This is a genomic window from Pseudomonas sp. C 49-2, from assembly GCF_003970195.1.
Classification (GTDB): Bacteria; Pseudomonadota; Gammaproteobacteria; order Pseudomonadales; family Pseudomonadaceae; genus Aquipseudomonas; species Aquipseudomonas canadensis.
On record NZ_RXYG01000025.1, the window covers coordinates 1 to 25,909 of the forward strand.

32 protein-coding genes and 2 tRNA genes are annotated in these 25,909 nt (G+C 58.4%); 19 read left to right on the forward strand and 15 right to left on the reverse strand.

What is annotated here, in order from left to right; translation table 11 throughout:
- Position 1: 1 nt before the first annotated feature.
- Positions 2–78: transfer RNA gene (locus tag EJ576_RS28405), tRNA-Asp, on the forward strand.
- 200 nt (positions 79–278) lie between these two features.
- On the opposite strand, the gene EJ576_RS28410 is transcribed toward EJ576_RS28405, so the two are convergent.
- Positions 279–1,562, reverse strand: a complete 1,284-nt coding sequence (locus EJ576_RS28410; protein WP_122726013.1) for an FAD-binding oxidoreductase — start codon at positions 1,560–1,562, stop codon at positions 279–281.
- Between the two features lie 184 nt (positions 1,563–1,746).
- Between EJ576_RS28410 and EJ576_RS28415 the strand changes: the two genes are divergently transcribed.
- Positions 1,747–1,823, forward strand: a tRNA-Val gene (locus EJ576_RS28415).
- Between the two features lie 86 nt (positions 1,824–1,909).
- Here EJ576_RS28415 and EJ576_RS28420 read toward each other — a convergent pair.
- Both EJ576_RS28420 and EJ576_RS28425 read right to left on the reverse strand, forming a co-directional pair.
- Positions 1,910–2,095 carry a hypothetical protein gene (locus EJ576_RS28420; protein WP_068934138.1) on the reverse strand — a complete coding sequence of 62 codons (186 nt, stop codon included), beginning with the start codon at positions 2,093–2,095 and terminating at the stop codon, positions 1,910–1,912.
- 9 nt (positions 2,096–2,104) lie between these two features.
- Positions 2,105–2,650, reverse strand: a complete 546-nt coding sequence (locus tag EJ576_RS28425) for a DUF4410 domain-containing protein (RefSeq protein ID WP_028617108.1) — start codon at positions 2,648–2,650, stop codon at positions 2,105–2,107.
- Between the two features lie 324 nt (positions 2,651–2,974).
- On the opposite strand from EJ576_RS28425, the gene EJ576_RS28430 reads away from it, so the two are divergent.
- Genes EJ576_RS28430 through pcp form a run of 3 tightly spaced genes read left to right on the forward strand, consistent with a single transcriptional unit; the run spans position 2,975 to position 5,287 of the window.
- The gene (locus EJ576_RS28430) at positions 2,975–3,691 is read left to right on the forward strand and encodes a DUF969 domain-containing protein (protein WP_068934140.1); all 717 of its coding nucleotides are present in this window, start codon (positions 2,975–2,977) and stop codon (positions 3,689–3,691) included.
- Positions 3,688–4,638, forward strand: coding sequence for a DUF979 domain-containing protein (locus tag EJ576_RS28435; RefSeq protein WP_122726018.1), 951 nt, complete (start codon positions 3,688–3,690; stop codon positions 4,636–4,638). The genes EJ576_RS28430 and EJ576_RS28435 overlap by 4 nt, the downstream gene beginning before the upstream one ends.
- A gap of 7 nt (positions 4,639–4,645) precedes the next feature.
- On the forward strand, positions 4,646–5,287 hold the full coding sequence (gene pcp, locus EJ576_RS28440) for a pyroglutamyl-peptidase I (protein WP_122726020.1): 642 nt from the start codon (positions 4,646–4,648) through the stop codon (positions 5,285–5,287).
- Positions 5,288–5,302: 15 nt separating this feature from the next.
- On the opposite strand, the gene EJ576_RS28445 is transcribed toward pcp, so the two are convergent.
- From EJ576_RS28445 to EJ576_RS28465, 5 genes are all read right to left on the reverse strand, one after another.
- Positions 5,303–5,527: a hypothetical protein gene (locus EJ576_RS28445; protein WP_028617104.1), complete on the reverse strand. Its 225-nt coding sequence runs from the start codon at positions 5,525–5,527 to the stop codon at positions 5,303–5,305.
- Between the two features lie 126 nt (positions 5,528–5,653).
- The gene (locus EJ576_RS28450; protein ID WP_126571664.1) at positions 5,654–7,054 is read right to left on the reverse strand and encodes a heavy metal sensor histidine kinase; all 1,401 of its coding nucleotides are present in this window, start codon (positions 7,052–7,054) and stop codon (positions 5,654–5,656) included.
- A complete protein-coding gene (locus EJ576_RS28455) occupies positions 7,051–7,722 on the reverse strand; it encodes a heavy metal response regulator transcription factor (protein ID WP_033901736.1) in 672 nt (223 codons plus the stop codon). The genes EJ576_RS28450 and EJ576_RS28455 overlap by 4 nt, the downstream gene beginning before the upstream one ends.
- A 42-nt stretch (positions 7,723–7,764) precedes the next feature.
- A complete protein-coding gene (locus EJ576_RS28460) occupies positions 7,765–8,010 on the reverse strand; it encodes a DUF2790 domain-containing protein (RefSeq protein WP_028617101.1) in 246 nt (81 codons plus the stop codon).
- A 111-nt stretch (positions 8,011–8,121) separates the two neighbouring features.
- On the reverse strand, positions 8,122–8,892 hold the full coding sequence (locus EJ576_RS28465; RefSeq protein ID WP_126571665.1) for an alpha/beta fold hydrolase: 771 nt from the start codon (positions 8,890–8,892) through the stop codon (positions 8,122–8,124).
- Between the two features lie 206 nt (positions 8,893–9,098).
- On the opposite strand from EJ576_RS28465, the gene EJ576_RS28470 reads away from it, so the two are divergent.
- Positions 9,099–9,776, forward strand: coding sequence for an HAD family hydrolase (locus tag EJ576_RS28470; protein WP_123474319.1), 678 nt, complete (start codon positions 9,099–9,101; stop codon positions 9,774–9,776).
- A 280-nt stretch (positions 9,777–10,056) separates the two neighbouring features.
- Here the strand turns inward: EJ576_RS28470 and csrA are convergent, their stop codons facing one another.
- Positions 10,057–10,251, reverse strand: a complete 195-nt coding sequence (gene csrA, locus EJ576_RS28475; RefSeq protein ID WP_003192511.1) for a carbon storage regulator CsrA — start codon at positions 10,249–10,251, stop codon at positions 10,057–10,059.
- A gap of 262 nt (positions 10,252–10,513) precedes the next feature.
- Between csrA and EJ576_RS28480 the strand changes: the two genes are divergently transcribed.
- Positions 10,514–10,879: an SPOR domain-containing protein gene (locus EJ576_RS28480; RefSeq protein WP_032864195.1), complete on the forward strand. Its 366-nt coding sequence runs from the start codon at positions 10,514–10,516 to the stop codon at positions 10,877–10,879.
- Positions 10,880–10,910: 31 nt separating this feature from the next.
- Here the strand turns inward: EJ576_RS28480 and EJ576_RS28485 are convergent, their stop codons facing one another.
- The 3 genes from EJ576_RS28485 to EJ576_RS28495 form a co-directional block, all read right to left on the reverse strand.
- Positions 10,911–11,600, reverse strand: a complete 690-nt coding sequence (locus EJ576_RS28485; protein WP_122726030.1) for an endonuclease — start codon at positions 11,598–11,600, stop codon at positions 10,911–10,913.
- Between the two features lie 4 nt (positions 11,601–11,604).
- Complete coding sequence (locus EJ576_RS28490) at positions 11,605–11,856, reverse strand: DUF1654 domain-containing protein (RefSeq protein WP_178083572.1); 252 nt, start codon at positions 11,854–11,856, stop codon at positions 11,605–11,607.
- A gap of 242 nt (positions 11,857–12,098) precedes the next feature.
- The gene (locus EJ576_RS28495; RefSeq protein ID WP_010209102.1) at positions 12,099–13,187 is read right to left on the reverse strand and encodes an asparaginase; all 1,089 of its coding nucleotides are present in this window, start codon (positions 13,185–13,187) and stop codon (positions 12,099–12,101) included.
- Positions 13,188–13,740: 553 nt separating this feature from the next.
- On the opposite strand from EJ576_RS28495, the gene EJ576_RS28500 reads away from it, so the two are divergent.
- Genes EJ576_RS28500 through EJ576_RS28530 form a run of 7 tightly spaced genes read left to right on the forward strand, consistent with a single transcriptional unit; the run spans position 13,741 to position 20,704 of the window.
- Positions 13,741–14,697, forward strand: coding sequence for a sugar ABC transporter substrate-binding protein (locus tag EJ576_RS28500; RefSeq protein ID WP_126571667.1), 957 nt, complete (start codon positions 13,741–13,743; stop codon positions 14,695–14,697).
- Between the two features lie 57 nt (positions 14,698–14,754).
- Complete coding sequence (locus tag EJ576_RS28505; protein ID WP_016978156.1) at positions 14,755–16,308, forward strand: sugar ABC transporter ATP-binding protein; 1,554 nt, start codon at positions 14,755–14,757, stop codon at positions 16,306–16,308.
- Entirely contained in the window at positions 16,305–17,282 is a 978-nt protein-coding gene (locus EJ576_RS28510) for an ABC transporter permease (protein ID WP_010209107.1), read from the forward strand. Before EJ576_RS28505 ends, EJ576_RS28510 begins: the two co-directional genes overlap by 4 nt.
- 3 nt (positions 17,283–17,285) lie before the next feature.
- Entirely contained in the window at positions 17,286–18,308 is a 1,023-nt protein-coding gene (locus EJ576_RS28515; protein WP_016978154.1) for a LacI family DNA-binding transcriptional regulator, read from the forward strand.
- A 23-nt stretch (positions 18,309–18,331) separates the two neighbouring features.
- Positions 18,332–19,249, forward strand: coding sequence for a ribokinase (gene rbsK / locus EJ576_RS28520; protein ID WP_122726035.1), 918 nt, complete (start codon positions 18,332–18,334; stop codon positions 19,247–19,249).
- Complete coding sequence (gene rbsD, locus EJ576_RS28525; protein WP_068934151.1) at positions 19,246–19,650, forward strand: D-ribose pyranase; 405 nt, start codon at positions 19,246–19,248, stop codon at positions 19,648–19,650. The genes rbsK and rbsD overlap by 4 nt, the downstream gene beginning before the upstream one ends.
- A 25-nt stretch (positions 19,651–19,675) precedes the next feature.
- Positions 19,676–20,704 (forward strand): nucleoside hydrolase, encoded by a 1,029-nt coding sequence (locus EJ576_RS28530; protein ID WP_126571668.1) that lies wholly within the window; start codon positions 19,676–19,678, stop codon positions 20,702–20,704.
- 33 nt (positions 20,705–20,737) lie between these two features.
- On the opposite strand, the gene EJ576_RS28535 is transcribed toward EJ576_RS28530, so the two are convergent.
- A complete protein-coding gene (locus EJ576_RS28535) occupies positions 20,738–20,950 on the reverse strand; it encodes a hypothetical protein (RefSeq protein WP_010209115.1) in 213 nt (70 codons plus the stop codon).
- A 170-nt stretch (positions 20,951–21,120) separates the two neighbouring features.
- Between EJ576_RS28535 and EJ576_RS28540 the strand changes: the two genes are divergently transcribed.
- Together EJ576_RS28540 and EJ576_RS28545 are read left to right on the forward strand one after the other, a co-directional pair.
- On the forward strand, positions 21,121–21,429 hold the full coding sequence (locus tag EJ576_RS28540; RefSeq protein WP_123474656.1) for a hypothetical protein: 309 nt from the start codon (positions 21,121–21,123) through the stop codon (positions 21,427–21,429).
- A gap of 144 nt (positions 21,430–21,573) precedes the next feature.
- Positions 21,574–21,894 carry an I78 family peptidase inhibitor gene (locus EJ576_RS28545; RefSeq protein WP_025857833.1) on the forward strand — a complete coding sequence of 107 codons (321 nt, stop codon included), beginning with the start codon at positions 21,574–21,576 and terminating at the stop codon, positions 21,892–21,894.
- A 73-nt stretch (positions 21,895–21,967) separates the two neighbouring features.
- Here the strand turns inward: EJ576_RS28545 and EJ576_RS28550 are convergent, their stop codons facing one another.
- The gene (locus tag EJ576_RS28550; protein WP_003234260.1) at positions 21,968–22,180 is read right to left on the reverse strand and encodes a cold-shock protein; all 213 of its coding nucleotides are present in this window, start codon (positions 22,178–22,180) and stop codon (positions 21,968–21,970) included.
- Positions 22,181–22,469: 289 nt separating this feature from the next.
- The gene (locus tag EJ576_RS28555; RefSeq protein WP_016978147.1) at positions 22,470–22,784 is read right to left on the reverse strand and encodes a hypothetical protein; all 315 of its coding nucleotides are present in this window, start codon (positions 22,782–22,784) and stop codon (positions 22,470–22,472) included.
- Positions 22,785–23,151: 367 nt separating this feature from the next.
- On the opposite strand from EJ576_RS28555, the gene thrS reads away from it, so the two are divergent.
- From thrS to rpmI, 3 genes are read left to right on the forward strand one after another with little or no spacing between them, the layout of a single operon-like run.
- Positions 23,152–25,074 (forward strand): threonine--tRNA ligase, encoded by a 1,923-nt coding sequence (gene thrS / locus EJ576_RS28560; RefSeq protein WP_122726039.1) that lies wholly within the window; start codon positions 23,152–23,154, stop codon positions 25,072–25,074.
- Entirely contained in the window at positions 25,074–25,625 is a 552-nt protein-coding gene (gene infC / locus EJ576_RS28565) for a translation initiation factor IF-3 (RefSeq protein WP_169850653.1), read from the forward strand. Before thrS ends, infC begins: the two co-directional genes overlap by 1 nt.
- Positions 25,626–25,685: 60 nt before the next feature.
- Complete coding sequence (gene rpmI / locus EJ576_RS28570; protein ID WP_002553160.1) at positions 25,686–25,880, forward strand: 50S ribosomal protein L35; 195 nt, start codon at positions 25,686–25,688, stop codon at positions 25,878–25,880.
- The last annotated feature ends 29 nt before the right edge of the window (positions 25,881–25,909 follow it).

A 25,909-nucleotide genomic window follows, 5' to 3' on the forward strand; every position in this document is an offset into this window, starting at 1 on the left:
CGCAGCGGTAGTTCAGTCGGTTAGAATACCGGCCTGTCACGCCGGGGGTCGCGGGTTCGAGTCCCGTCCGCTGCGCCATATCTGCCTCAAGGCCCACTGAACGCCTTGAAGCACAAAGCAAGCCTCTGGCTACTTTGATCCGATAGCAAAGACCCTGGTCGAAAGACCGGGGTTTTTTGTTTCTGCGATTTGATGCGCGCGACCTGTAGGAGCCCGCTTGCGGGCGATTGCGACTTCAGGACGCCATCGCCCGCAAGCGGGCTCCTACAGGTTTCGCGTCAGAATCCTAATTTGTCGCGTAGGCCGTAATACCAGGCGCCCAGCGCTGCAAACGGCGTACGCAACAGTTGCCCGCCCGGGAAAGGGTAGTGCGGCAGGTCGGCAAACGCGTCAAAACGCTCTGCCTGGCCTCTGAGCGCCTCCGCCAGTACCTTGCCGGCCAGGTGCGTGTACGTCACGCCATGGCCACTGCAGCCCTGCGAATAGTAAATGTTATCGCCCAGGCGTCCCACCTGCGGCAATCGCGACAGGGTCAGCAGGAAATTGCCGGTCCAGGCGTAATCGATCTTCACGTCCTTGAGTTGCGGGAAGGCCTTGAGCATCTTTGGACGGATGATCGCCTCGATATTTGCCGGGTCGCGCGCGCCATACACCACGCCACCGCCGAAGATCAGGCGCTTGTCGCGGGTGAGGCGGTAGTAGTCGAGCAAATAGTTGCAGTCTTCGACGCAATAATCCTGCGGCAGCAGCGTTTTTGCCAGTTCGTCACCGAGGGGCGCGGTAGTGATCACTTGCGTGCCGCACGGCATCGACTTGGCCGCCAACTCCGGCACCAGGTTGCCCAGGTAGGCATTGCCCGCGACGATAATGAACTTGGCCCTGACCTTGCCCTGCGCGGTATGCACCACCGGATTGGCGCCGCGCTCGATTCGTACGGCTGCCGATTGTTCGTAGATCGTGCCGCCCAGAGATTCCACGGCCGCCGCTTCGCCGAGTGCCAGGTTGAGCGGATGGATGTGGCCTCCGCTCATGTCTAGCAAGCCACCCACATAGTTGTCACAGGCCACCACTTCACGGATGCGGCGCTCGTCCAGCAGCTCCAGCTGTGTGTGGCCGTAGCGCTCCCACAGGCGCTTCTGCGACTCCAGGTGGCCCATGTGTTTGCTGTTGAGTGCGGCGAATACGCCGCCATCCTTCAGGTCGCACTGGATTTGGTACTTGGCCACGCGTTCGCGGATGATCTTGCCGCCTTCGAATGCCATCTGCCCCAGCAGTTGCGCCTGTTTGGGCCCAACGCTGCGCTCGATCACGTCGATATCGCGGCTGTAGCTATTGACGATCTGCCCGCCGTTGCGGCCCGAGGCGCCGAACCCCACCTTGGCGGCTTCGAGCACCGTCACGCGAAAACCGTTCTCCAGCAGAAACAGCGCACTGGAGAGGCCGGTGTAGCCGGCGCCAATCACGCACACATCGGTTTCGACCTCACCTTGCAGTGCCGGGCGAGGCGGAACGGCATTCGCGGATGCGGCGTAATACGACTGGGGGTAGGGGGTGTTCGCCATCCTGGAACCTCTGTTTTATATTTTTTACGAGTGCGTCGATCCTACCTGAGTTGAAAATTGCCTGCCAGCCACCCGAAATTCACGGGTGTGCTCCGCGCAAATAAAAAATTCGCATATTCATAGGGTTAGCTGCAAAAAAGATGTTGACACCCCTCCGGAATTCCGTAGAATGCCGCCTCACAGCAGGCACGTAGCTCAGTTGGTTAGAGCACCACCTTGACATGGTGGGGGTCGTTGGTTCGAGTCCAATCGCGCCTACCAAACAAAATCCGCTCTGCTGGGCGGTCTAGAAGGGCTCACCGAAAGGTGGGCCCTTTTTTGTTGTCTGCGATTTCTAAAACCCCGCCTCAGCCGGTCTCGCCAAGAAACATCTGCAACAACACCAGTTCAACCAGCGCCACCAACAGCAAAAACATCACGAACCCGAATGAGAACACGCGTTTTCGCCGTGGTGGTGTGTAATCGCTCGCGAACTCGAGCAGATTGAACAGCGTGCCGATGAGCCTCCAGATAAATTCTAGAAATTCGCTCACGGTGGCGATTTACTTGGCCTTGGCGCTTTTGATATCGCTGATCATCTGCTTGGCGATCGCCTGTACTTGCTTCTGCGTCATGGCCGAGGCAATGCCTTCCCAGGCGGACGACGAAGTGTCGTAGGTGCGCGAGCCAATCGGTGCGCCGGATTTCAGGTCGGAGTAATCGGCGCGAGAGAACACCCAGGCATTACCTACCAGCGCACCCGCGACGTAGCGCGAGCCCGGCTCGATGTACCGGAACTTGCTCACATTGATGTTGATGCCGACTCCGTCTTCGCCGCTGGGAGCCACTGCGGAGCTTTCAGTGACATTGAAGCCGGCTTGGCGGGCTTCGACCTGGAGCGCATTGTTCCAGTCGCGCTTGAGCAGGTTCCAGTCCGGGTTTTGCTCGACCTGGCCTTCGCCTTTGATGCTCACCACCAAGTTATGTTTGGCGGCGTCCGGGATCGCCAGGGCGGCGCTGCCACCACTTTTCACCTTGGCGGCGCAACCACCCAGCATGGACAGCGCAACGGCGCAGGAGATAGCGATCAGGATTTTTTGGGTTTTCATTGAATTTCCATATCCACAACGTTAACGGGAGGGCCGCAAAGGCCTGAGAAGCGGGCGGCGCTAAGATGCGCGAATCCCGTCAGGTCTGTCCACATCTTGTTACGTGTACCGCGTCCAATCACCCACAAAAATTATTGGTTCGCAGCAACAATTTTTCTTGTTGGACACCTCCCGTCCCCAGGCAGCAAAGTTGCCGCCACTGACGCTCGACCTTTCGGGTCAACAATAAAAAACCGAGCCGACTGCACGCCACTTCTTGCTGTGAACCCTTTGTTCACATCCTGCTGTAATGGCGCCGCAGCGCGCACTTAAGGACCTCACGCCATGCAAACTGTTGTGAACTTATGGCCGTTGATCGGCGTACTTGTGATCGTGGTTGGCTTTATCTTGCGCTTCAACCCGCTGTTGGTGGTCACCGCCGCCGCCATCGCCACCGGGCTTGCCGCCCATTTCCCACTGGAAAAAATCCTCGCGACCATGGGCGATGGCTTCCTTCAGACCCGTGCCCTGCAATTGATCCTGTTGTTGCCCCTTGCCGTTATCGGCCTGCTGGAGCGTCACGGGCTGCGCCTGCATGCGCAGAACTGGATCGCACGCTTCGAGCGCGCCACGGTGGGGCGCCTGCTGATCATCTATCTGTTTGTGCGTGAATCCACTGCTGCCATGGGCTTGACCAGCTTGGGCGGGCACCCGCAGATGGTGCGCCCGCTGCTGGCGCCGATGGCCGAAGGTGCAGCAGAAAAACGCTACGGCAAGTTGCCGGACAAGCTGCGTCACAAGGTGTTGGCCATGTGCGCCGCGACTGACAACGTCGGCCTGTTTTTTGGTGAAGATATTTTTGTCGCATTTGGCGCCATCGCATTGATGCACACCTTCCTGCTCGGCTCAGGGATTGATGTTGAGCCTCTGCACATTGCGGTGTGGGGTATCCCTACTGCGATCTGTGCCTTCATCATTCATGCGATCCGTCTGCATCGGTTTGATCGAAGGCTCACCCGTGAGATGACATCTGCCACTACGCCAGTGGAGGCCGCGCAATGATCATTTCCATTCAATACCTGTACTGGCTCGCTGGGGTTCTGCTGCTGATCACTGCGGGGATGATCTTGATGGACCGGAGCCATCCCAAGCGTTGGTCCAGTGCGTTGTTCTGGCTGTTGTTCGCTATTCCGTTCCTGATCGGCGAGCGCCTACCGTCGGTCGCCATCGGTGCTGGCGTCGTGGTGATGGCATTGATCGCCGGCATGGGCGGCGTCGGCCGTGGCAAGCATGCCGAGTTGCATGACAAGGCATCCCGCGCCAGTGCCGGTCGCCTGGGTCACAAACTCTTCATTCCTGCGTTGGCTATTCCGCTGACCACGGTGATCGGCTCGGTATTGCTCAAGCACACCGAGATCGGCGGCGTGCCGCTGCTGGATCCGAAAAACACCACCTTCGTTTCCCTTGGCATCGGCTGCTTGATCGCACTTGGCCTGGCCTGCTGGCTCACTCGTGATACGCCGGTGCAAGCCTTGCGCGAATCCCGCCGTCTCACCGAAGCCCTCGGCTGGGCGATGGTGCTTCCGCAAATGCTCGCGATGCTCGGCTTGCTGTTTAACGAAGCCGGGGTCGGTACGGCCGTTGCGCACGTCACCACGACCTACATCAACATGGATTTCAAGTTGGTGGCGGTGATGGTCTATGTGCTGGGCATGGCCTTGTTTACGGTGATCATGGGTAATGGATTCGCGGCTTTCCCTGTGATGACGGGCGGTGTTGGCGTGCCGGTATTGGTGGGTATCTACGGCGGTAACCCGGCCGTAATGGCAGCGATTGGCATGTTCTCCGGCTACTGCGGCACACTGATGACGCCGATGGCCGCCAACTTCAATATCGTGCCTGCTGCGTTGCTCGAACTGCCGGACAAGAACGCCGTGATCAAGGCTCAACTGCCCACGGCGCTGATGATGTTGGTGGTCAATATTGTGCTGCTTTACCTATTGATGTGAGGCGAAGATGCAAACCGTATTGCTGACGGGCTTTGAGCCCTTTGATAAAGACTTGGTTAATCCGTCCTGGGAGGCTGTGCGCCAACTGGACGGTGTGCAACTGGCGCCCGATGTGCAGATAGTTGCGCGTCGATTGCCTTGCGCATTTGCCACTGCGGGTGAGTGCCTGACCCGGTTGATCGATGAGTTGCGTCCGGCGATGGTGATCGCTACTGGTCTGGGACCGGGCCGTAGCACTCTCTCTATCGAGCGGGTGGCGATCAATGTCAACGATGCTCGTATTCCGGATAACCTGGGCGAGCAGCCTGTCGATACGGCGGTCATCGCTGATGGCCCGGCGGCCTACTTCACGACGCTGCCGATCAAGGCGATGGTCAAGGCCGTGCGTGAAGCGGGGATCGCTGCCTCGGTATCACAGACGGCGGGGACATTTGTGTGTAATCAGGTGTTTTATCTCTTGCAGCATGCGCTTGCAGGGTCGGGAGTGCGCAGTGGGTTTATCCACGTACCGTTTCTGCCAGAGCAGGTGGCGGGTTCGCAGCAGCCTTCAATGGCGCTGGGTATGATGGTTGCGGGACTGCAGGTAGCTTTACTGGCGGCGTGGCAAACGCTTGTGGATGTAAAGGAGGCGGGCGGGCAGGTCGGTTGACCGGCCCAGCGCCTCTCACATCGCAAATAATCGGGTAAGTCCGAAGGTGATGGCGCAAGCCAGGCCTGTCATTGCGAATGCAGTTGCCACGTACCACTTGATAAGGTTCAGCTCAGTGGTTGCCAGGTCTGCCTTGGAAGCGAAATGTTTATCCATGGCGTCTGCCTTGCTCGAAACGGTGATCAGCTTCTCGTTCATTTCAGCCAGCCCCTTTTCCAGTAGACCTAATCGTATTTCCATTCCCGAATCTCCATTGTTTTTACTGTTGCCGGCTCTGCCTTGAGCCCCTTGGGAAGCCAGAATAGTGTGGCTTTCGTCCAGCGATAAGGGACAAACCTTTGCAAAATAACACCGGGGGTCTGCCGCTCAGTGTTCCCGCTTCGGAAAGAACAAATCAAAACACGTCACCCCGGCCTCACTACTCACGCTGTATTGCCCGTTATGCAACTGCATGATGGTCGCCACAATCGACAAGCCCAACCCGTTGGATTGCGTTGACCGTTCCCGTGATTCATCCACACGGTAAAAACGTTCGAACAGTCGCGGCAGATGCTCGGCAGCGATGGTCTCACCGCGGTTGCTGACCTTCAGGTGAATGCCCTCGGCATCGGGAATCGCCCGTATCACCAACTCGGTGCTCGGCGCACCATATTTAATGGCGTTGGCACACAGGTTCGCCAGGGCCCTGCGCAGTAGCATCGGCTCCGCCCAGATCACCCCGTTACCTTCAGCGCGAATGCTGATATCCCTATCCGCCGCCAAGCCTTCGAAGTACTCGGCGATGCGTTCCACTTCATCTGCGGCATTGAGTTCCTGACGCTGGCGCAGGGCGCTGGCCGGGTCGGTGCGCGCCAGGAACAGCATGTTGTCGAGCATCCGCGCCAGGCGTTCAAGCTCTTCGACATTGGACGCCAGCAGTTGCTGATAGCTCTCGATGCTGCGGTTTTGTTGCAGGGCAACCTGGGTTTCGCCCAACAGGTTGTTGATGGGCGTGCGCAGTTCGTGGGCCATGTCGGTGGACACCTGGCCCAGTTGGACAAAACCCCTGGCTAGCCGCTCCAGCATGGTGTTAAACGAATCAATCATCGGCAACAATTCTTTCGGCGCGCCGTGGCTGTCGAGGCGTTCGGCGAGATTGCCGACGCCGATGCCTTGGGCGTGCCGGGCCAGGCGGCGCAACGGTACAAGTCCACGATGCACCAGTAGATAACCGGCCACCGCCAAAATGATTGCGGCGATGCTCGCCAGGATATAAACGCTCAAGCGATAGCTGGCGAGCATGGCGGTGCGCTCTGTCATCAGGCGCCCCGTGGTGACCTGCAGGCTGCCCAGGTCGCCGGAGTCGATGGACGCGGCCACGGTCGCGAACGGCACACCGTTAACGCTGGGGAAGTGGTGCACGTCAGCAAACGTCAACTCGTGGTTCTTGGGCACCGGGGGAACGGAAGGCAGGTCGATATTACCGGGATTGACCGTCAGCAAGGGTTTTTGCCCAGGCGCGGCGATGCTCAGTATCGATTCACGGTTGCCCAGCATGTTCTGGAACAGCTCCGGCTTGGTCTTGATCAGGTCCAGGGTATTGCTGTCGTTGAGCAGGTTGCGCAGTTGGTCGACGCGGGAAATCAATGCGGCATCGTCCCGCTTGATCAACTCTCGCTCCAGCTCGCGGTACAGCGCCACACCCAGGGTTGCCAGCAAGACGAAGGCGAGCAGGGCGAAGATAAGTGCCAGACGCAGCGTCAAGGAGTAATGGCGACGTTTGTTCATGGCTGGGTATCGAAGCGGTAGCCGATGCCGCGCACGCTGTGGATCAGCTTGAGCTGGAACGGGTCGTCGATTTTCAAGCGCAGGCGCCGCACGGCGACGTCTACCACGTTGGTGTCGCTGTCGAAGTTCATGTCCCACACCCGCGATGCGATCATCGAACGGGACAGCACCTGGTCCTGGTGAGTTGCGAACAGGTGCAGCAGGGCGAACTCTTTATTGGTTAGGGTAATGCGCGTGCCGGCGCGGGTAACGCGGCGCTTCAGTACGTCGATCTGCAGGTCAGCGATCTGCAGCTGTTCCTCGTCCCGGCTCGGGCCACGGCGGGTCAGTGTACGCAAGCGTGCTACCAGTTCGGCGAAGGAAAACGGTTTGATCAGGTAATCGTCGGCGCCCAGTTCCAGGCCCTTGATGCGGTCGGCAATGTCATCGCGGGCCGTCAGAAAAAGTACCGGTGTGTCGGCTTCCTTGCGCAGGCGGCGCAGCACTTCCCAGCCGTCCATTTTCGGCATCATCACATCCAGTACGATCACGTCGAACGGGGTTTCCAGGGCCTGGTGCAAACCGTCCACGCCGTCGCGGGCGAGACTGACGGAATAGCCCAGCTCCTGCAGGCCATTGAGCAAGTAGTTGCCGGCCTTGGGTTCGTCTTCGACTACGAGGATGTTCATGGGTAATGCCCTGTTTCAATGCGTGGCGCAAGTGTAGCCCGATCAATTGTCACTGGCGCAACCGATGCCCTGCACCTGGTAGTCCAACACGTGTTCGCGGCCTTGGCTGTCGAGGTAGTTGAGGCGGGCGGGGACGATGCCGCATTGGCCATAAGTGTCGGTGCTCGACAGCACTTTGGCCACGTCCAGGTGGACGAAGAAGCCGGTTTTGTCGTGGATGACAGGTTCGGCGGCAAGCACGGAACCGGTAGCGAGCAAAGCGGTAAAGCCGAGGATAAACAGTTTCATGGTGGTATTTCTCTTAAAGGGTTGGCTGCCAGGTCATGGCAGTGACTTCACAGTAACCAGGCGCCCCGAACAGCCAACCAACAGGATGATGACAAGTTTGTAATGCAAGGCTTAAGGCTGGCGGCCCGAGGCTTCGAGGATCAGGTCGGTGATTTCCTTCGCGTGGGACACCAGTGACAAATGGCTCGATGGCAGCTCGATGGTGGTGGCGTTCATACGCTTGGCGAGGAAGCGCTCAAGGTCAGGGTTGATGGTCTGGTCATTCGCCGACACCGCGTACCACGACGGCTTGGTGTGCCAGGCCGCATTGACAGTGCGGCCGCTGAACAGGGTCTTGGTAATGGGTTGCTGCACGGCATACAGCTCCATGGCCTTGGCGTGTGGCACATCGGCGGCGAAGTACTTGAGGAAGGCGTCCTGGCTCAGGGTGAGGTAGCCGTCGTGGTCTTCGACGCCAGCGCGAACAGGCATGGTCGGGTACTTGGCTGAGAGCGCGACGAAGTCTTCGTTGGCGTCTGGAGCCCGGGCGGCCACGTAGACCAGGGCGCTGACTTTCGGGTTGACCCCGGCGTCGCTGACCACGGTGCCTGCATAGGAATGGCCGACCAGCACGGTCGGGCCGTCTTGTTGATCCAGCACACGGTGGGTGGCGGCAACATCGTCGGCCACCGAGGTCAGCGGGTTTTGCACGGCAGTGACGTGCAGCCCCGCGGCCTGGAGGCGGGTAATCACCTCGGACCAGCTCGAACCGTCAGCCCAGGAGCCGTGCACCAGCACCACATTATTGGCTTTGACCGGTGCGACGGCGCCCGCCATGGCGCTGCCAGTGCCCAGCATCAGCAGGCTGGCGGCGATCAAGCAGAGTTTGCTTGCAGGTTTCATAGGTGGACCCTTTTCATCAGTAGGAAGTGGCGTCATCCGACGTGGGTGACTGACGACTTAACTGTATGAAGTGAGGGTGGTGGCAAGACTTACCGCTTGATTACAAAGCTGTAATGCAATCGCGTCGGTGGCGTTTACAACCGCCCAGGTGATCCGTAGATTGCAGTGGGCCCATTATTTGTCTCCGCCCATGAGGAAACTGCGCAGTGTCCATCCGAGGTTCAGCCGTATACAACCGCCGTTACCGTGCCTTTCTGTTCGATATGGACGGAACGTTGCTCAACTCCATTGCCGCCGCCGAGCGGGTGTGGAGCATCTGGGCCAAGAACCATGGTCTGGAAGTGGCGGCGTTTCTGGCCACCATTCACGGTGCCCGTGCGATCGATACCATCACCCGTCAGGCATTGCCGGGCGTCGATCCCGAGGTGGAGGCACAGTGGATTACCCAGGCTGAAATCAATGATGTCGAAGGTGTCGTGGCGATTCCCGGCGCCGTCACGTTTTTAAACAGTCTGCCGGATGATCAATGGGCGCTGGTTACCTCGGCGCCCAGGGAGCTGGCGCTACGTCGACTGCAAGCGGCGGGCATTGCGCCGCCGGCAATAATGGTCACCGCCGAAGATGTCGCGATCGGCAAACCGAACCCCGACTGTTACGTGCTGGGGGCGCAACGATTGGGCGTACCGGTGCAGGATTGCCTGGTGTTTGAAGATGCGACAGTAGGCATCCGGGCGGGAGAGGCTGCGGGGGCGGACGTGATGGTTGTGACGTCGACGCATCATGCGCCCATGCTCACCGAGCATTCTTCGATAGACGGGTACGAACAGCTAAGCGTGCTGCGTGACGCGGACGGTTTGCTGTACTTGCAGGACGGGGCCGCCTGACATGAAAAGGTCGAGTCCTAATGGGGCTTGGCTTTCGTTGGGCGTTGGCTGGATCCGTTCACATCCTCGTGGATGTGTTCCTGAATACACACGGATGGCAGGAGGGCAGGCAAGCGATTCGGCAGTGAGTGAAACGACCAGTTCCAGGCGTGAACACAGCTTCATCTTTCCATGAAGATGAACGCAGGGGGGACGTGATTCACGCAACAAAGACAGAGCCGTTCAAAGAAGTTTTCGCCAGCCGTTACAGTGAACGAAAGGGCTGGCTACTGGGAGGGCTTCAAGGCGTCTGGTTTTTGTCCGGAGCAGTCAGGCCAGCCTGAATGCGCTGGTAGATTTCCTCGCGATGTACGGCAACATCCTTGGGTGCGTTAATGCCGATTCGTACTTGCTGGCCGCTTACGCCCAGGATGGTGATCGTGATGTCATCACCGATGTTTATGCTTTCACCAACTTTGCGGGTGAGTATAAGCATGGACTTCTCCTTGATTACTTTTAAGGACACATGTTTCAGACAGGGCAGGTGTCGGATGTGTGTAGCTTACTGCTAAGCGCTTCCCTGTGACTGCCTCTTTTAGGACGCATAGAGGCGACATTAATTCCCATGGCGGCATCATACAGGTCTGCGGTACATGATTCGCATTGTTTAAGCCAACGTTTATGACGGCCAGAATAGACAGTGAATGATAAAGTCGCCTCTTTATCTTTGAAGGAGCAGGGCAGTGCGTAAAGTAGCGATGGCAATTGCGGTGTTGGCATTGGCCGGTTGCGGTGAAGGCAAAAGCGTCGATGCGCCCAAGGCCAAGCCTGCCGTGACTGAAAGCCAGCCTCAAACCGGCGCAATTGCCGCTCAGGAATGGGATATTCGGGTAGGCCCGCCCGACCACAAGCTGCAGGCAATCACCGACCTCACGGCCTGGTTGCTGGAACATGGTTTCAATTTTTATATCGTGAAGATGGACGGCAAGGATGAAGTCCTGCTGGGGCCGTTCGCATCCAAGGCGGAGGCTGAGGCCAAGCAGACGCTGCTTAACGAGAAGATGGCCCGCGCCAAGAAAACTGACACGGTGTCAGAGATCATTGAGCACAAGGCCGCCCAGTAATAGCCTGGCGGGGCGCAAGCCCCGCACACATTCAACCGCAAGCTTTAAGGTTCACCGGGCCGACAAACTCATTGCCGCGCCCCATCACACACGCCACGGTCTGGTTGCGCTGGCGTTCCCAGGCTTGCACTGGGTAGGTCTTGTTCCAGGCTTCGTACAACTGGCGATCCTGTTTTGACAGGCGCAAGCCGTACTGCTTGCTCATGTAGAAATACGTGCGGGCGATCATTCCCCGGATGGATGGGCGTGGCATCACCTTCTTGGCTTTGAAGTCCACCTGGGTCAGGCATGAGCCGTACTGCCCGCTTTGCACTGGCAGCCAACCAAAACTGAAGTTGTTACGGTCTCCATTGACCTCGCCGATGCTCGGTACCAGGTTGTGCAGGTCGGCCTCGGCGCGCTTGAACACGTCGTCGTGTCGCGTGCAGTTTTTGCGCCCGCCGTCCTGCCAGCACTGGCGCTGATGCCCGATTTGCCAAGCCGGAACGATATGCTCCCACTCAATGCGTGCGGCGCGGTTGGCGTTTTTGCGTGGGATGTAGCCGCAGGCTTTCAAATCCACCCGGTTGCCAGTGTACTTGCAGCCGCAATAGAACTCGGTGGATTGGGGGGCGTAGAGTTTCCAGGCGACCTTCTTGGCTTCGCTGAAGGTACGGGGCGCCTGGGCGTGGGCGGTGATGGCAAAAAAAAGGCAGCACACAGCGATAAAACGGACACTCATTGAATCAATCTTCCTTCGGCACAACCCAGAAAATCTGCACACCGCCGTCGTCGCGATAAGCGAGGGTGACGTTGTCGTTTTCCGCGATTTCCTCCAGCAAACGCGCCCACTCATCTTCAGGTTCGTCCGGCAAACGGAAGATCAAGGCCGCCTTGGCTTTCTGCGCGTTGGTCGAATTGATGATCTTTTGCACACGAATGGCCAGGCGTTCGTAGGCACCATGTGGGGTTGGCACTGCGGGAGAGGACTTTGCCACGGAGTATTCCTTAATAAGCTGTACGCACATACAGTATTTAACTGTAGGTGATTTCGCAACTACTTAAACTTCAAGAAGTCCGTCTGACAGCAATTCAGGCAATTTCGTGTAGGGCGGTAGAAGGGGTTTGTAGGAGCAAGCTTGCTTGCGAGAAGCTTGAGGGCGATGGGTTAATCCAGACAGACAGCGTCAGTGTTAACGACCTTCGCGAGCAAGCTCGCTCCTACAGAGGACGGCAGGAATCAGTATTCCCAGAACATCCGTTGCAACTCTTTGCTGTCCTGGGTCTTGGTCAGGGCGACCATCGCCAGGATGCGGGCTTTCTGTGGGTTGAGGTCGAGGGCCGCGACCCAATCGTATTTGTCGTCAGGCTGTTCGGCGTTACGCAGCACCATGCCGCCGGCATTCACATGGGAAGAACGAATGATCTGCACACCTTGCTTGCGCAGTTCTACCAGAGCCGGCACGACCTTGGAGGACACTGAGCCATTGCCGGTGCCAGCGTGGATGATCGCTTTGGCGCCAGCTTGAGCCAGAGCCTTGTAAGCGGTATCGCTCACGTTGCCATAGCCATAGGCAATCTCGACATCGGGCAGGCTCTTGATGTTTTTGATATCGAATTCAGAGTCCATGGTGTGGCGCTTGGCTGGCAAGCGGAACCAGTAGGATTTGCCTTCAACCACCATGCCCAGCGGGCCCCATGGGCTCTTGAATGCTTCGGTCTTGATATTGATCATCTTGCTGACGTCGCGACCCGACTGGATCTCGTCGTTCATGGTGACCAGCACGCCCTTGCCGCGTGCATCTTTGCTACCGGCCACGGCCACGGCGTTGTACAGGTTGAGCATGCCGTCTGCCGACATGGCGGTGCCTGGGCGCATGGAACCGACCACCACGATTGGCTTGTCGGTTTTTTCCACCAGGTTCAGGAAGTAGGCGGTTTCTTCCAGGGTGTCGGTACCGTGGGTGATCACGATGCCGTCCACGTCCTTGCTGTCAGCCAGTTCGGCGACGCGACGCCCCAGTTGCAGCAGGTTTTCATTGTTGATGCTTTCGGACGCAATTTGCATAACTTGTTCGCCGCGTACATTGGCGATCTGGCTAAGCTCAGGAACACCGGCGATCAATTGCTCGATGCCGACCTTGGCCGCCTGGTAGGTGGCACTGTTGGCCGCGCTGGCGCCGGCGCCGGCAATGGTGCCGCCGGTGGCAAGGATCACCACATTGGACAGTTTGGTCTTGGATTCAACTTCCTTTGCCTGGGCGGCAACGGGGAACAGCAGCAGGAGGGCTAAAGCGCCCGGAACAAAGTTTTTCAGTGCAGATTTCATTATTTTTCTCTCTGGTTTTTGATGAGTGCTGTAGCAGGTTCATCTAGAACACCCGGGCGGTTCTGAATGCCACGAGGCGATGGAGTAGAGCAGGATCTGTACCAGGCTGATTGTGTTTGTGGTTATAAAATAAGTATTTGATCTATAACGGTTTGTACTATTTTTCTGGTGACTGGGATGAAGTAGGTGTCCGGCTTTCCGAACATCGGACTGTATTGCGTTCGGTTGTCCGAAAATGTTGACCGCTTGGCTTTTGAGTTTGCATGAATGATGTCGCGTAGCCTGTCGTTTTAGAGAACGACCGGAAGCGTGCAATGTTTAACTTCACCCAGGGTCAGGCGTAAGGGAGGGCGTGGATGAAAGGCCGTTTTCAACCGTTGACAAATCTCGACAAGGTTCTCATAGTTTGAACAACGCAAACGTTTGCGGGATGTTTCACGGATTACTCCTGGAGTATCGTGACAGCTCGTATCAGCCACCCGGGTGGGAAGGCTGCCGAAGCGATCTTCGGTGCAAGCGTTGCTCACAATAATCATAAGATCGGAGTGAACCCATGAAGCTGCCATTCGCTGGACGTCTTCTTGCTGTCGCTGTGCTTGCTGCCGCATCCGCTGCCTTGCCTCTCTCCTCTGCATTTGCCGGTGACGCCGCCAAACCCAAGGTCGGCCTGGTCATGAAATCCCTCGCCAATGAATTCTTTGTCACCATGCAAGACGGTGCCAAGACGTATCAGAAAGAACACGCCGCCGATTTCGACATGATCACCAACGGGATCAAGAACGAAACCGACACCAGTGCGCAGATCGATATCGTCAACCAGATGATCCTCGCCAAGGTCAATGCCATCGTCATCGCGCCGGCTGACTCCAAGGCGCTGGTCACCGTGCTGAAGAAGGCTTCGGATGCCGGTATCAAGGTCGTCAACATCGACAACCGCCTGGACCCGGATGTGCTCAAAAGCAAAAAACTCGATATTCCGTTCGTAGGCCCGGACAACCGCAAAGGCTCCAAGCTGGTGGGCGACTACCTGGCCAAGCAACTGGCCTCGGGTGACAAGGTCGGCATCATCGAAGGCGTGCCGACGACCACCAACGCCCAGCAGCGTACTGCAGGCTACAAGGATGCGATGGATGCTGCCGGCATGAAGATCGTCTCCACCCAATCCGGCAACTGGGAAATCGACCAGGGCCAGAAAGTCGCGTCCGCCATGCTGAGTGAGTACCCGGACCTCAAGGCCCTGCTGGCCGGTAACGACAACATGGCGTTGGGCGCTGTCTCCGCCGTACGTGCGGCAGGCAAGGCCGGCAAAGTGCTGGTCGTGGGCTACGACAACATCGAAGCCATCAAGCCGATGTTGCAAGACGGTCGCGTACTCGCCACCGCTGACCAGGCCGCTGCCCAGCAAGCCGTGTTCGGTATCCAGAACGCGCTCAAGCTGGTCAAGGGTGAGAAAGTCGATTCCAAAGATGGCGTGATCGAAACCCCGGTCGAGCTCGTCCTCAAGAAGTAATCCTGGCAGTACCCAACAGCGCCCGCTCGCCCTGAGCGGGCGCCTGGAGATTTTCCTATGTCATCTTCCGCCCCGAACGCTGTCCTCTCGGTCAGCGGTATCGGCAAGACCTATGCCCAGCCGGTTCTGTCCGACATCACCCTGACGCTCAATCGCGGGGAAGTGCTGGCGTTGACCGGTGAGAACGGCGCAGGCAAAAGCACGTTGTCGAAGATCATCGGCGGGCTGGTCACGCCGACCACCGGGCACATGCAGTTCAATGGACAGGACTATCGCCCCGGCAGTCGCACCCAGGCCGAAGAACTGGGCGTGCGCATGGTCATGCAGGAACTCAACCTGCTGCCGACACTGACCGTCGCCGAAAACCTGTTCCTGGATAACCTGCCCAGCCACTGTGGTTGGATCAGCCGCAAACAACTGCGCAAGGCTGCGATCGAGGCCATGGCCCAAGTCGGCCTGGATGCTATCGACCCGGACACACTGGTCGGCAGCCTGGGTATTGGCCATCAGCAGATGGTCGAGATCGCCCGTAACCTGATTGGCGACTGCCACGTACTGATCCTCGACGAACCCACGGCGATGCTCACTGCCCGTGAAGTCGAGATGCTGTTTGAACAAATCACCCGCCTGCAGGCCCGGGGCGTGGCGATCATCTACATTTCACACCGGCTGGAAGAGCTGGCCCGTGTGGCCCAACGCATTGCGGTATTGCGCGACGGCAAGCTGGTCTGTGTCGAGCCGATGGCCAACTACAACAGCGAACAGCTGGTCACTTTGATGGTCGGTCGCGAGCTGGGCGAGCACATCGACCTGGGCCCGCGCACCATTGGTGGCCCGGCCCTGACGGTGAAAGGCCTGACCCGCTCGGACAAAGTCCGCGACGTGTCCTTCGAAGTGCGTGCGGGCGAGATTTACGGCATCTCCGGCCTGATCGGTGCCGGTCGTACTGAACTGTTGCGCCTGATCTTCGGCGCCGACCTGGCCGACAGCGGCACCGTGGCGCTCGGCTCGCCGGCCCAAGTGGTGAGCATCCGCTCGCCAGTGGACGCGGTGGGTCATGGCATTGCCCTGATCACCGAGGACCGCAAAGGCGAAGGCCTGCTGCTGACTCAATCCATCAGCGCCAACATTGCCCTGGGCAACATGCCGGAAATTTCCGGCGGTGGCGTCGTCAACAGTCGCAATGAAACCGCGCTGGCCAAGCGTCAGATCGATGCCATGCGCATCCGCAGTTCCAGTCCGGCGCAGTTGGTCTCCGAGCTGTCCGGTGGTAACCAGCAGAAAGTGGTGATTGGCCGCTGGCTGGAGCGTGATTGCTCGGTAATGCTGTTCGATGAGCCGACCCGTGGTATCGACGTCGGTGCCAAGTTCGATATTTATGCCTTGCTGGGCGAGTTGACCCGCCAGGGCAAAGCGCTGGTGGTGGTGTCCAGTGACCTGCGCGAACTCATGCTGATCTGCGACCGCATCGGTGTGTTGTCCGCCGGGCGCTTGATCGAGACCTTCGAGCGCGATAGCTGGACCCAGGACGAATTGCTCGCCGCCGCTTTCGCCGGCTATCAGAAACGTGATGCGCTGCTCAATGACGCAGTGCTTAGGGATACCCCATGAAAACCACAACTTCCCCCGGCAAGACTGGCGGCAATTTCTATGGCCTGGGTACTTACCTGGGCCTGGCGGGCGCCTTGCTGGCGATGATTGCGCTGTTCTCGGTACTGAGCGACCACTTCCTGTCCTATGACACCTTCAGCACCCTGGCCAACCAGATTCCAGACCTGATGGTGCTGGCGGTGGGCATGACCTTCATCCTGATCATCGGCGGCATCGACCTGTCGGTAGGTTCTGTACTGGCCCTGGCGGCGTCGGCCGTCAGCGTGGCGATTCTCGGCTGGGGTTGGAGCGTGTTGCCGGCTGCCGTGCTGGGCATGGGCTGTGCGGCATTGGCGGGCACCATTACCGGCTCGATCACCGTGGCCTGGCGCATTCCGTCGTTCATCGTGTCCCTCGGTGTGCTGGAAATGGCCCGTGGCGTGGCGTACCAAATGACCGGCTCGCGTACCGCTTACATCGGTGATTCGTTTGCCTGGCTGTCCAACCCGATTGCCTTTGGTATCTCGCCGTCATTCATCATCGCCTTGCTGGTGATCATCGCTGCGCAGCTTGTACTGACGCGTACCGTGTTTGGTCGTTACCTGATCGGTATCGGCACCAACGAAGAGGCCGTGCGTCTGGCGGGGATCAATCCCAAGCCCTACAAGATCCTGGTGTTCAGCCTCATGGGCCTGCTGGCCGGTGTGGCCGCGCTGTTCCAGATCTCGCGCCTGGAAGCGGCGGACCCGAATGCCGGCTCCGGCCTTGAGCTGCAAGTGATTGCGGCGGTGGTGATCGGCGGTACCAGCCTGATGGGCGGGCGCGGCTCAGTGATCAGTACCTTTTTTGGTGTGTTGATTATTTCGGTATTGGCCGCCGGCCTGGCGCAGATCGGTGCCACGGAGCCCACGAAGCGCATCATTACCGGCGCCGTGATCGTGATTGCCGTGGTCCTCGATACCTACCGCAGCCAGCGCGCCAGTCGGCGGGGCTGAACCATGGCAACGATCAAGGATGTGGCAGCGCTTGCGGGTATCTCCTACACCACGGTGTCCCATGTGGTGAACAAGACGCGCCCGGTCAGCGAGCCGGTACGTATCAAGGTCGAAGCGGCGATCAAGCAGCTCGACTACGTGCCCAGTGCCGTAGCGCGTTCACTCAAGGCCAAGACCACGGCCACCATCGGTTTGCTGGTGCCCAACAGCCTCAACCCGTATTTCGCGGAGTTGGCCCGGGGCATTGAGGATTACTGCGAGCGTAACGGCTACTGCGTGATCCTGTGCAACTCCGACGACAACGCTGAAAAGCAGCGCAACTATTTGCGCGTGTTACTGGAAAAACGCATCGACGGCTTGATCGTGACCTCGGTGGGCGGCGACGACAGCGGTCTTGCCGCCGGCTTGAGCGCGGTGCGTACGCCCATGGTGATCGTCGACCGGGCGCTGGATGGCATTGACGTGGACCTGGTGCGTATCGACCACGAGGAGGGCGCCTACCTGGCGACCCGACACTTGCTCGAACTGGGCCACCGAGATATCGCCTGCATCGGCGGTCCGGCCCATACCCGTGTCGCGCAGATGCGTCTGGCGGGGTATCACCGCGCGCTGCGAGAGGCGGGAGTCGACGTGGCAGCCAATCGCACCCAGGAGAGCGACTTCACCAGCACGGGCGGTTATGCCGCCGCCGTGCAGTTGTTGGCGCACAATCCGCCCAGCGCGATTTTTGCCAGTAACGACATGATCGGTTTCGGCGTGTTGCGCGCAGCAGCCGAGCGCAATATCCGCGTGCCGGGCGAGCTGTCAGTGATCGGTTTTGATGATATTCAAATGGGCCGTTACGTCTACCCGGCGTTGACGACGGTCGGGCAGTCGATCGTGCAACTGGGCGAGACGGCGGCCGAGTTGTTACTGCGAAGAATTGCGACACCCCACATGCCGATCGATCAACGCATCGTGACGCCGAGCATCGTATTGCGTGAGTCGACGGCGCCCGTCGCCGGAACATTCGCTCAATACCGCTGAACCGAATTGATGAGTACTGATGTATGCCAGCAAAAGTAGTGGTAGTAGGCAGCTTGAACATGGACCTGGTGACCCGCGCCAGCCGGCTGCCGCGTGCCGGTGAAACACTCATCGGGCAGACATTTTCCACCGTGCCTGGCGGAAAGGGCGCGAACCAGGCCGTCGCTTCGGCGCGACTGGGCGCCGATGTGTCGATGATCGGCTGCGTCGGCACCGATGCCTACGGCACTCAATTGCGTGACGCATTGCTGGTTGAGGGGATTGATTGCCAGGCCGTCAGTACCGTGGATGGCTCCAGTGGCGTGGCCTTGATCGTGGTGGATGACAGCAGCCAGAACGCGATTGTGATCGTGGCGGGCAGCAACGGCGAACTGACGCCGGCCTCGTTGCAGGCGTTCGACGCGGTACTGCAGGCGGCTGACGTGATCGTCTGCCAGCTGGAAGTGCCGATGAATACGGTGGGCTACACCCTCAAGCGCGGCCGTGAGCTGGGCAAGACGGTGATCCTCAACCCAGCCCCGGCCAGCGGCCCATTGCCGGCTGAGTGGTACGCGTCGATCGACTACCTCATTCCCAATGAAAGCGAAGCCGCCGCATTGAGCGGCGTGACGGTCGACTCGATTGACAGCGCCAAGGTGGCGGCGACCCAACTGATCCAGGCCGGAGCCGGTAAAGTGATCATCACCCTGGGGTCTCAGGGCGCGCTGTTTACCGACGGCCAGCGCTTTGAGCATCTGCAAGCGCCAAAGGTCAAGGCGGTCGACACCACGGCCGCGGGCGACACCTTCGTCGGCGGCTTTGCGGCGGCACTGGCCAACGGCAAGAGCGAGGCAGAGGCCATCCGTTTTGGCCAGGTCGCGGCGGCGTTGTCGGTCACCCGTGCCGGCGCACAACCCTCTATTCCAACGCTGCACGACGTACAAGGTTTTGTGCCCTCATGAAAAAGACACCTCTGCTCAATATTGCCCTGTCGCGTGTGATCGCCTCACTTGGGCACGGCGACATCCTGGTGATCGGTGATGCCGGCCTGCCGGTGCCACCTGGCGTCGAGCTGATTGACCTGGCGTTGACCCAGGGCATTCCGGATTTCATCAGCACCTTGCGTATCGTGCTCAGTGAAATGCAGGTGGAGTGCCATGTGTTGGCCGAAGAAATCCTGCTCAAACAACCGCCGGCGCTGGCTGAACTCAACACGCTCACAGAACAGGCTGCCCTCGGTGAACGACGCCTGGTCAGCCATGAAGAATTCAAGCAGCTCAGCCGCAAGGCGCGCGCCGTGGTGCGCACTGGCGAATGTCAGCCTTACTGCAATATCGCGCTGGTATCCGGCGTAACGTTCTAGCGTTCCCAACGACAAGGAGTGTTTTATGCAACGTGGTCTCCCAACCCTGAAAAACCTGTTCCGGAGTGTTTTGCTTTTGTCCGCACTCACTGCTGCAAGCGCCCAGGCGGCGGAAAAGATCGATCTGATCATCGATACCGACCCCGGTGCTGATGATGTAGTGGCCTTGCTGTTCGCCATGGCCTCCCCGGATGAGCTGAGTATCCGTGCGCTGACCACCGTCGCCGGCAACGTGCGCCTGGACAAGACCTCTCGCAACGCGCGCCTGGCCCGCGAGTGGGCAGGGCGCGAGGAAATCCCGGTGTACGCCGGTGCGCCAGCGCCGCTGCTGCGCAAGCCGATCTACGCCGAGAACATCCATGGCAAGGAGGGTATTTCCGGTGTCACCGTGCATGAACCCAAGAAGGGCCTGGCGGACGGCAATGCCGTTGACTACCTGATCAAGACCCTGAGCACCGCCAAGCCGCACAGCATCACCATCGCCATGCTCGGCCCGCAGACCAACCTGGCGCTGGCACTGACCCAGGCGCCGGAAATCACCCAAGGCATCAAGGAAGTGGTGGTGATGGGTGGTGCGCACTTCAATGGCGGCAATATCACTCCGGTGGCGGAATTCAACCTGTTCGCCGACCCGGTGGCGGCCGAGATTGTGCTCAAGAGCGGCGTCAAGCTGACCTACCTGCCGTTGGACGTGACCCACAAGGTGCTGACCAGCGAAGCACGCCTGAAAAAGATCGCCGACATCAAGAACAACGCAAGCAAGGTGGTGGGCGATATTCTTAACGAATACGTCAAGGGCGACATGGAGCACTACGGTATTCCAGGTGGCCCGGTGCATGACGCTACCGTCATTGCTTACCTGCTCAAGCCTTCGCTGTTCAGTGGTCGTCAGGCCAATATGGTGGTGGATAGCCGTGAGGGGCCGACCTTTGGCCAGACCATCGTCGATTGGTACGACGGCCTGAAGCAGGAAAAGAATGTGTTCTGGGTTGAGAACGGCGACGCCCAGGGCTTTTTCGATCTGCTGACCGAGCGCCTGGCGCGTCTGAAGTAATGGTTCTACCGGTCGGCGCTCGCCGGCCGGTTCTTATTCGCGCTCGGGGTCGTGTGCCCCCATGTGATCGGCCGGGTATTTCTCGAATATCTGGCCGATGAACGCTTGCGCCGCCTGCGTGCCCAGTTCCTTGACCAGCAGGTCGATACCGATGATTGCCAATTCCTCTGGGCTGCCGGGGCTGTATGAGCTTTGCCCTTGGGGCCACTTGGCTTTGATGTCGGCTTGGAGCGTTACGGTGGTCATGACTGTCTCGCGGGGCTGAAAGTACTGGGTAGTGCGCTGGAACGCGGTGCTTACCGGGCCAGTTAACCATTTTGTATCGCGTTTGGCACTGATACTTAGGCATGAGGCGATTCGGAATGACGGCAGCGCTGTGCGACACTGTCTGCCTGTTTAATTGCCGGGGACACCACGTGCAGATCGATTTGAACAACCCCGAGAACCTGACATTGGCGAATGTGCGCCAACTGCTCGCCAGTGCCAACGACGACGAACATACCCAGTTACGGGTGACCAAAGCCGGAATCGCCTACATCTCCTCTGGGAAGGTTGTAGGCGGTGTAGACATCGACGGGCTGCTGTTTCGCCTGGAGACCTGGGCAAAAGGCTCAGGATACGTCGGCAATGTGGCTGCCAGTGATGAAGTCTGGGTGACCCAGATTTTCAATGCGTTGAAGCAGAACTGGCCGACGCCGGAATTTGATTACATCGATATCTACTGATTTCGTTCATATCTGGTCACGATTGACCGGGCGAATGCCTGTCGAGAGTCAGGCAGACTTGCCCTGCGGCGGTTTACGTCTTGAAACCAATCCGCACAATCGCTGTCGCACGATCTCTGTCCATTTTTTATCATAGGAGGCTTCATGCCTTGGAAGCTCGCATCATTCGGTACTTTGTTGGCAGCACTCGCGTTGGCGGGTTGCAGCACCCCGGGTGCCTCTGAGCCAGCCAAAGACGCCGCCGTGGCCGATGCCGGTCATAGCCGCTGTGAGTCGAAGGCCGCCGAATTCACCATCGGCCAGAAAGCTTCGCCCCAGTTGCTGGAGCAGGCGCGTACCCGTGCCGGTGCGCAGAATGCGCGCATCCTCAAGCCGAACGACATGATCACCCTGGAGTACCGCTCCGATCGCTTGAACCTGAACACCGACGACAATCTGGTGATCACACGGGTCAATTGCGGATAAGTCGCTCCAGGCTTTTGCAGCGCCCATAAAAAACCCCGTCACATGGACGGGGTTTTTTTAGCTCAGCGGAGAATTACTCGCCGCGAACCTGTGCAGCTTGCATACCCTTTTGGCCTTTCTCAGCCACGAAGGAAACGGTTTGGCCTTCTTTCAGGCTTTTGAAACCGTCGCTTTCGATAGCTTTGAAGTGTACGAACAGGTCGTCACCGCCACCTTGAGGAGTGATGAAGCCGAAGCCTTTTTCATCGTTGAACCATTTAACGGTGCCGGTTTGGCGATTAGACATGGTGTATCTCCAAGAAACATATATTTTCAGTAGTGCTGTGCTGCTCAGGCCAACTGGGCACACCGGGCTATCATAGTCGAAATGTTCGGCTTGGGAGCCCCCCCAAGGCATTGTTTGCTAATCAATAGCGTTGCGTTTAGTGCCCTGATCGGCTGAAAGCCGCGATTTACGGGGCTTAAGCTCGAAATATCAGCTGGTAAAAAAAGCCGTAAAACCTGTGTAATTTGTGAGAAATGGCAGTTTTCGGGCCATTTTTCCGGCAAAACAGCTGTGTGATCAGTCGCAAATCTTACTTTTTCTTCACGACTTTGCAGGACGAGATAGCCGCGACAGCTTTGTTTTTAAGCTCCGGGCTAGCGTTCTGATTGGTCATCAGTTCTTTGATTTCGGCAGTGCTCAGTTCGGCGTTGATCTTGTCAGCGCCACATTCGCAATGGGCTTTGGCGGTTTTGACGTCTACGTTCTGGCTGGCGGCGGCGCTGCAGTCGCTGACGAAGCTGTCGCGGGCACCGGCTGGCCAGTTCGACGGGGCTGCCGCCTGTGCGCCGAGGGAAAGGAGGGTCAGGGAAGCGGCGAGAGCGAGGGTAGAGGTAAAACGCATCATGAGGATGCTCCTTTGGGTCGAGGACGAACGGCGATTCTCGGAGGGTTTGAGGGCTCGCGTACAGCCCAAGTTCACTTTTGCAGCTATAAAGGGTGGAATTTGTATTTACGCAAGATAGCAGCGCCGCGATGACCGTTCATCTGTGCTAGCATCTTGCGCTTGGCTATTTCCAGGCGTGCCAATTGCCGCCTTGCCAGGTTCTTTTTAGCTCACTCCAGTCACTCTGGTTCGATTATCGGTTGGCCGAAAGGCTCCTGCCGCTGTAAGGCAGGCGTTCATCATTGAACGGCCTGGTGTTGGATCTTGTACTGGCTCATCCCAACCCACGTGACCTTTGGTAGGGGTCACCACTAGGAGAGGAGGCGCCATGCCAACTATTACTCTTCCCGACGGCAGTCAACGTTCATTCGATCATTCGGTTTCCGTAGCCGAGGTCGCCGCATCCATTGGTGCTGGCCTGGCCAAGGCCACCGTGGCCGGCAAGGTCGACGGCAAGCTCGTCGATGCCAGCGACTTGATCACCGGCGATGCCAGCCTGCAAATCATCACGCCCAAGGATCAAGAGGGGCTGGAGATCATTCGCCACTCTTGCGCGCACTTGATTGGCCACGCGGTCAAGCAACTGTATCCAACCGCGAAAATGGTGATCGGCCCGGTCATCGACGAAGGCTTCTATTACGACATCGCCTATGAGCGTCCTTTTACTCCGGACGACCTGGCTGCGATCGAACAGCGCATGCACCAGCTGATCGAAAAAGATTACGACGTGATCAAGAAGGTCACGCCGCGCGCCGAAGTGATCGACGTGTTCACCGCCCGTGGCGAGGACTACAAGCTGCGCCTGGTGGAAGACATGCCGGAAGAGCAGGCCATGGGCCTGTACTACCACGAAGAATACGTCGACATGTGCCGTGGCCCACACGTGCCGAACACACGTTTCCTCAAGTCGTTCAAGCTGACCAAGCTGTCCGGCGCCTACTGGCGTGGCGACGCGAAGAACGAGCAACTGCAGCGGATCTACGGCACCGCCTGGGCTGACAAGAAGCAGCTGGCGGCCTACATCCAGCGCATCGAAGAAGCCGAGAAACGCGACCACCGCAAGATCGGTAAGCGCCTGAACCTGTTCCACCTCCAGGAAGAAGCGCCGGGCATGGTGTTCTGGCACCCGAACGGCTGGACCCTGTACCAGGTGCTTGAGCAGTACATGCGCAAAGTACAGCGCGACAACGGCTATCTGGAGATCAAGACGCCCCAGGTTGTTGACCGTAGCCTCTGGGAAAAATCCGGGCACTGGGCCAACTACGCCGACAACATGTTCACGACTCAGTCGGAAAACCGCGACTACGCTATCAAGCCAATGAACTGCCCGTGCCACGTGCAGGTGTTCAACCAAGGCCTGAAAAGCTACCGCGAGTTGCCGATGCGCCTGGCCGAGTTCGGTGCCTGCCACCGTAACGAGCCATCGGGTGCACTGCACGGCATCATGCGCGTGCGTGGTTTCACCCAGGACGACGCCCACATCTTCTGCACCGAAGAGCAGATGCAGGCCGAATCTGCCGCGTTTATCAAGCTGACCATGGACGTTTATCGCGATTTCGGCTTTACCGAAGTCGAGATGAAGCTGTCCACTCGTCCGGAAAAACGCGTTGGTTCCGATGAACTGTGGGATCGCGCCGAAGCTGCACTGGCCGCTGCGCTCGACAGCGCGGGCCTTGCGTATGATCTGCAGCCGGGCGAAGGCGCGTTCTACGGTCCGAAGATCGAGTTCTCGCTGAAAGATTGCCTTGGCCGCGTCTGGCAGTGTGGTACCCTGCAGCTCGATTTTAACCTGCCGATCCGTCTGGGCGCCGAATACGTGTCCGAAGACAACAGCCGTAAACACCCGGTTATGCTGCACCGGGCGATCCTCGGTTCGTTCGAACGGTTCGTCGGGATCCTGATCGAGCACTACGAGGGTGCATTCCCTGCGTGGCTGGCTCCGACCCAGGCAGTGATCATGAATATCACTGACAAACAGGCAGATTTTGCCGCCGAAGTTGAAAAAACTCTCAACGAAAGCGGGTTTCGTGCCAAGTCCGACTTGAGAAATGAAAAGATCGGCTTTAAAATCCGCGAGCATACTTTGCTCAAGGTTCCCTATCTTTTGGTTATCGGAGATCGGGAAGTCGAGATGCAGACTGTCGCTGTGCGTACTCGTGAAGGTGCTGACCTGGGCTCGATGCCCGTCGCCCAGTTCGCTGAGTTCCTCGCGCAAGCGGTTTCCCGGCGTGGTCGCCCAGATTCGGAGTAATTATTATTAAGCGTGAAATGAGACAAGATAAACGAGCTGCACCGAAAGCCCCGATCAACGAGAATATCTCGGCACGCGAGGTTCGGTTAATTGGCGCTGACGGCGAGCAGATTGGCATCGTCTCGATTGATGAAGCGCTTCGTATCGCTGAAGAGTCCAAATTGGACCTGGTGGAAATCTCCGCCGACGCAGTCCCGCCTGTTTGCCGGGTGATGGACTACGGCAAGTCGATCTTCGAAAAGAAGAAGCAGATTGCTGCGGCGAAGAAGAACCAGAAGCAGATTCAAGTAAAAGAAATCAAGTTTCGTCCAGGGACGGAGGAAGGGGATTACCAGGTAAAACTGCGCAACCTGGTACGTTTCCTGAGTGATGGGGACAGGGCCAAGGTATCCTTGCGATTCCGCGGCCGTGAGATGGCCCACCAGGAGCTGGGCATGGAACTCCTCAAGCGGGTTGAAGCTGACCTGTTGGAGTACGGTTCCGTTGAACAGCATCCTAAGATGGAAGGACGCCAGCTGATCATGGTCATCGCCCCGAAAAAGAAGAAGTAATCAACAGGGCACGGCAGGCCTTCTGATTATGTTTATCAACTGAATGCGGAGTATCCGAACATGCCAAAGATGAAGACTAAAAGTGGTGCTGCTAAGCGGTTTCTGAAAACTGCTAACGGTATCAAGCACAAGCACGCTTTCAAGAGCCACATCCTGACCAAAATGTCGACCAAGCGTAAGCGTCAACTGCGCGGTAGCAGCTTGCTGCATCCGTCTGACGTGGCAAAAGTCGAGCGCATGCTGCGCCTTCGTTAATTTTTGGATCAAGAATAGAGGAAGTAACT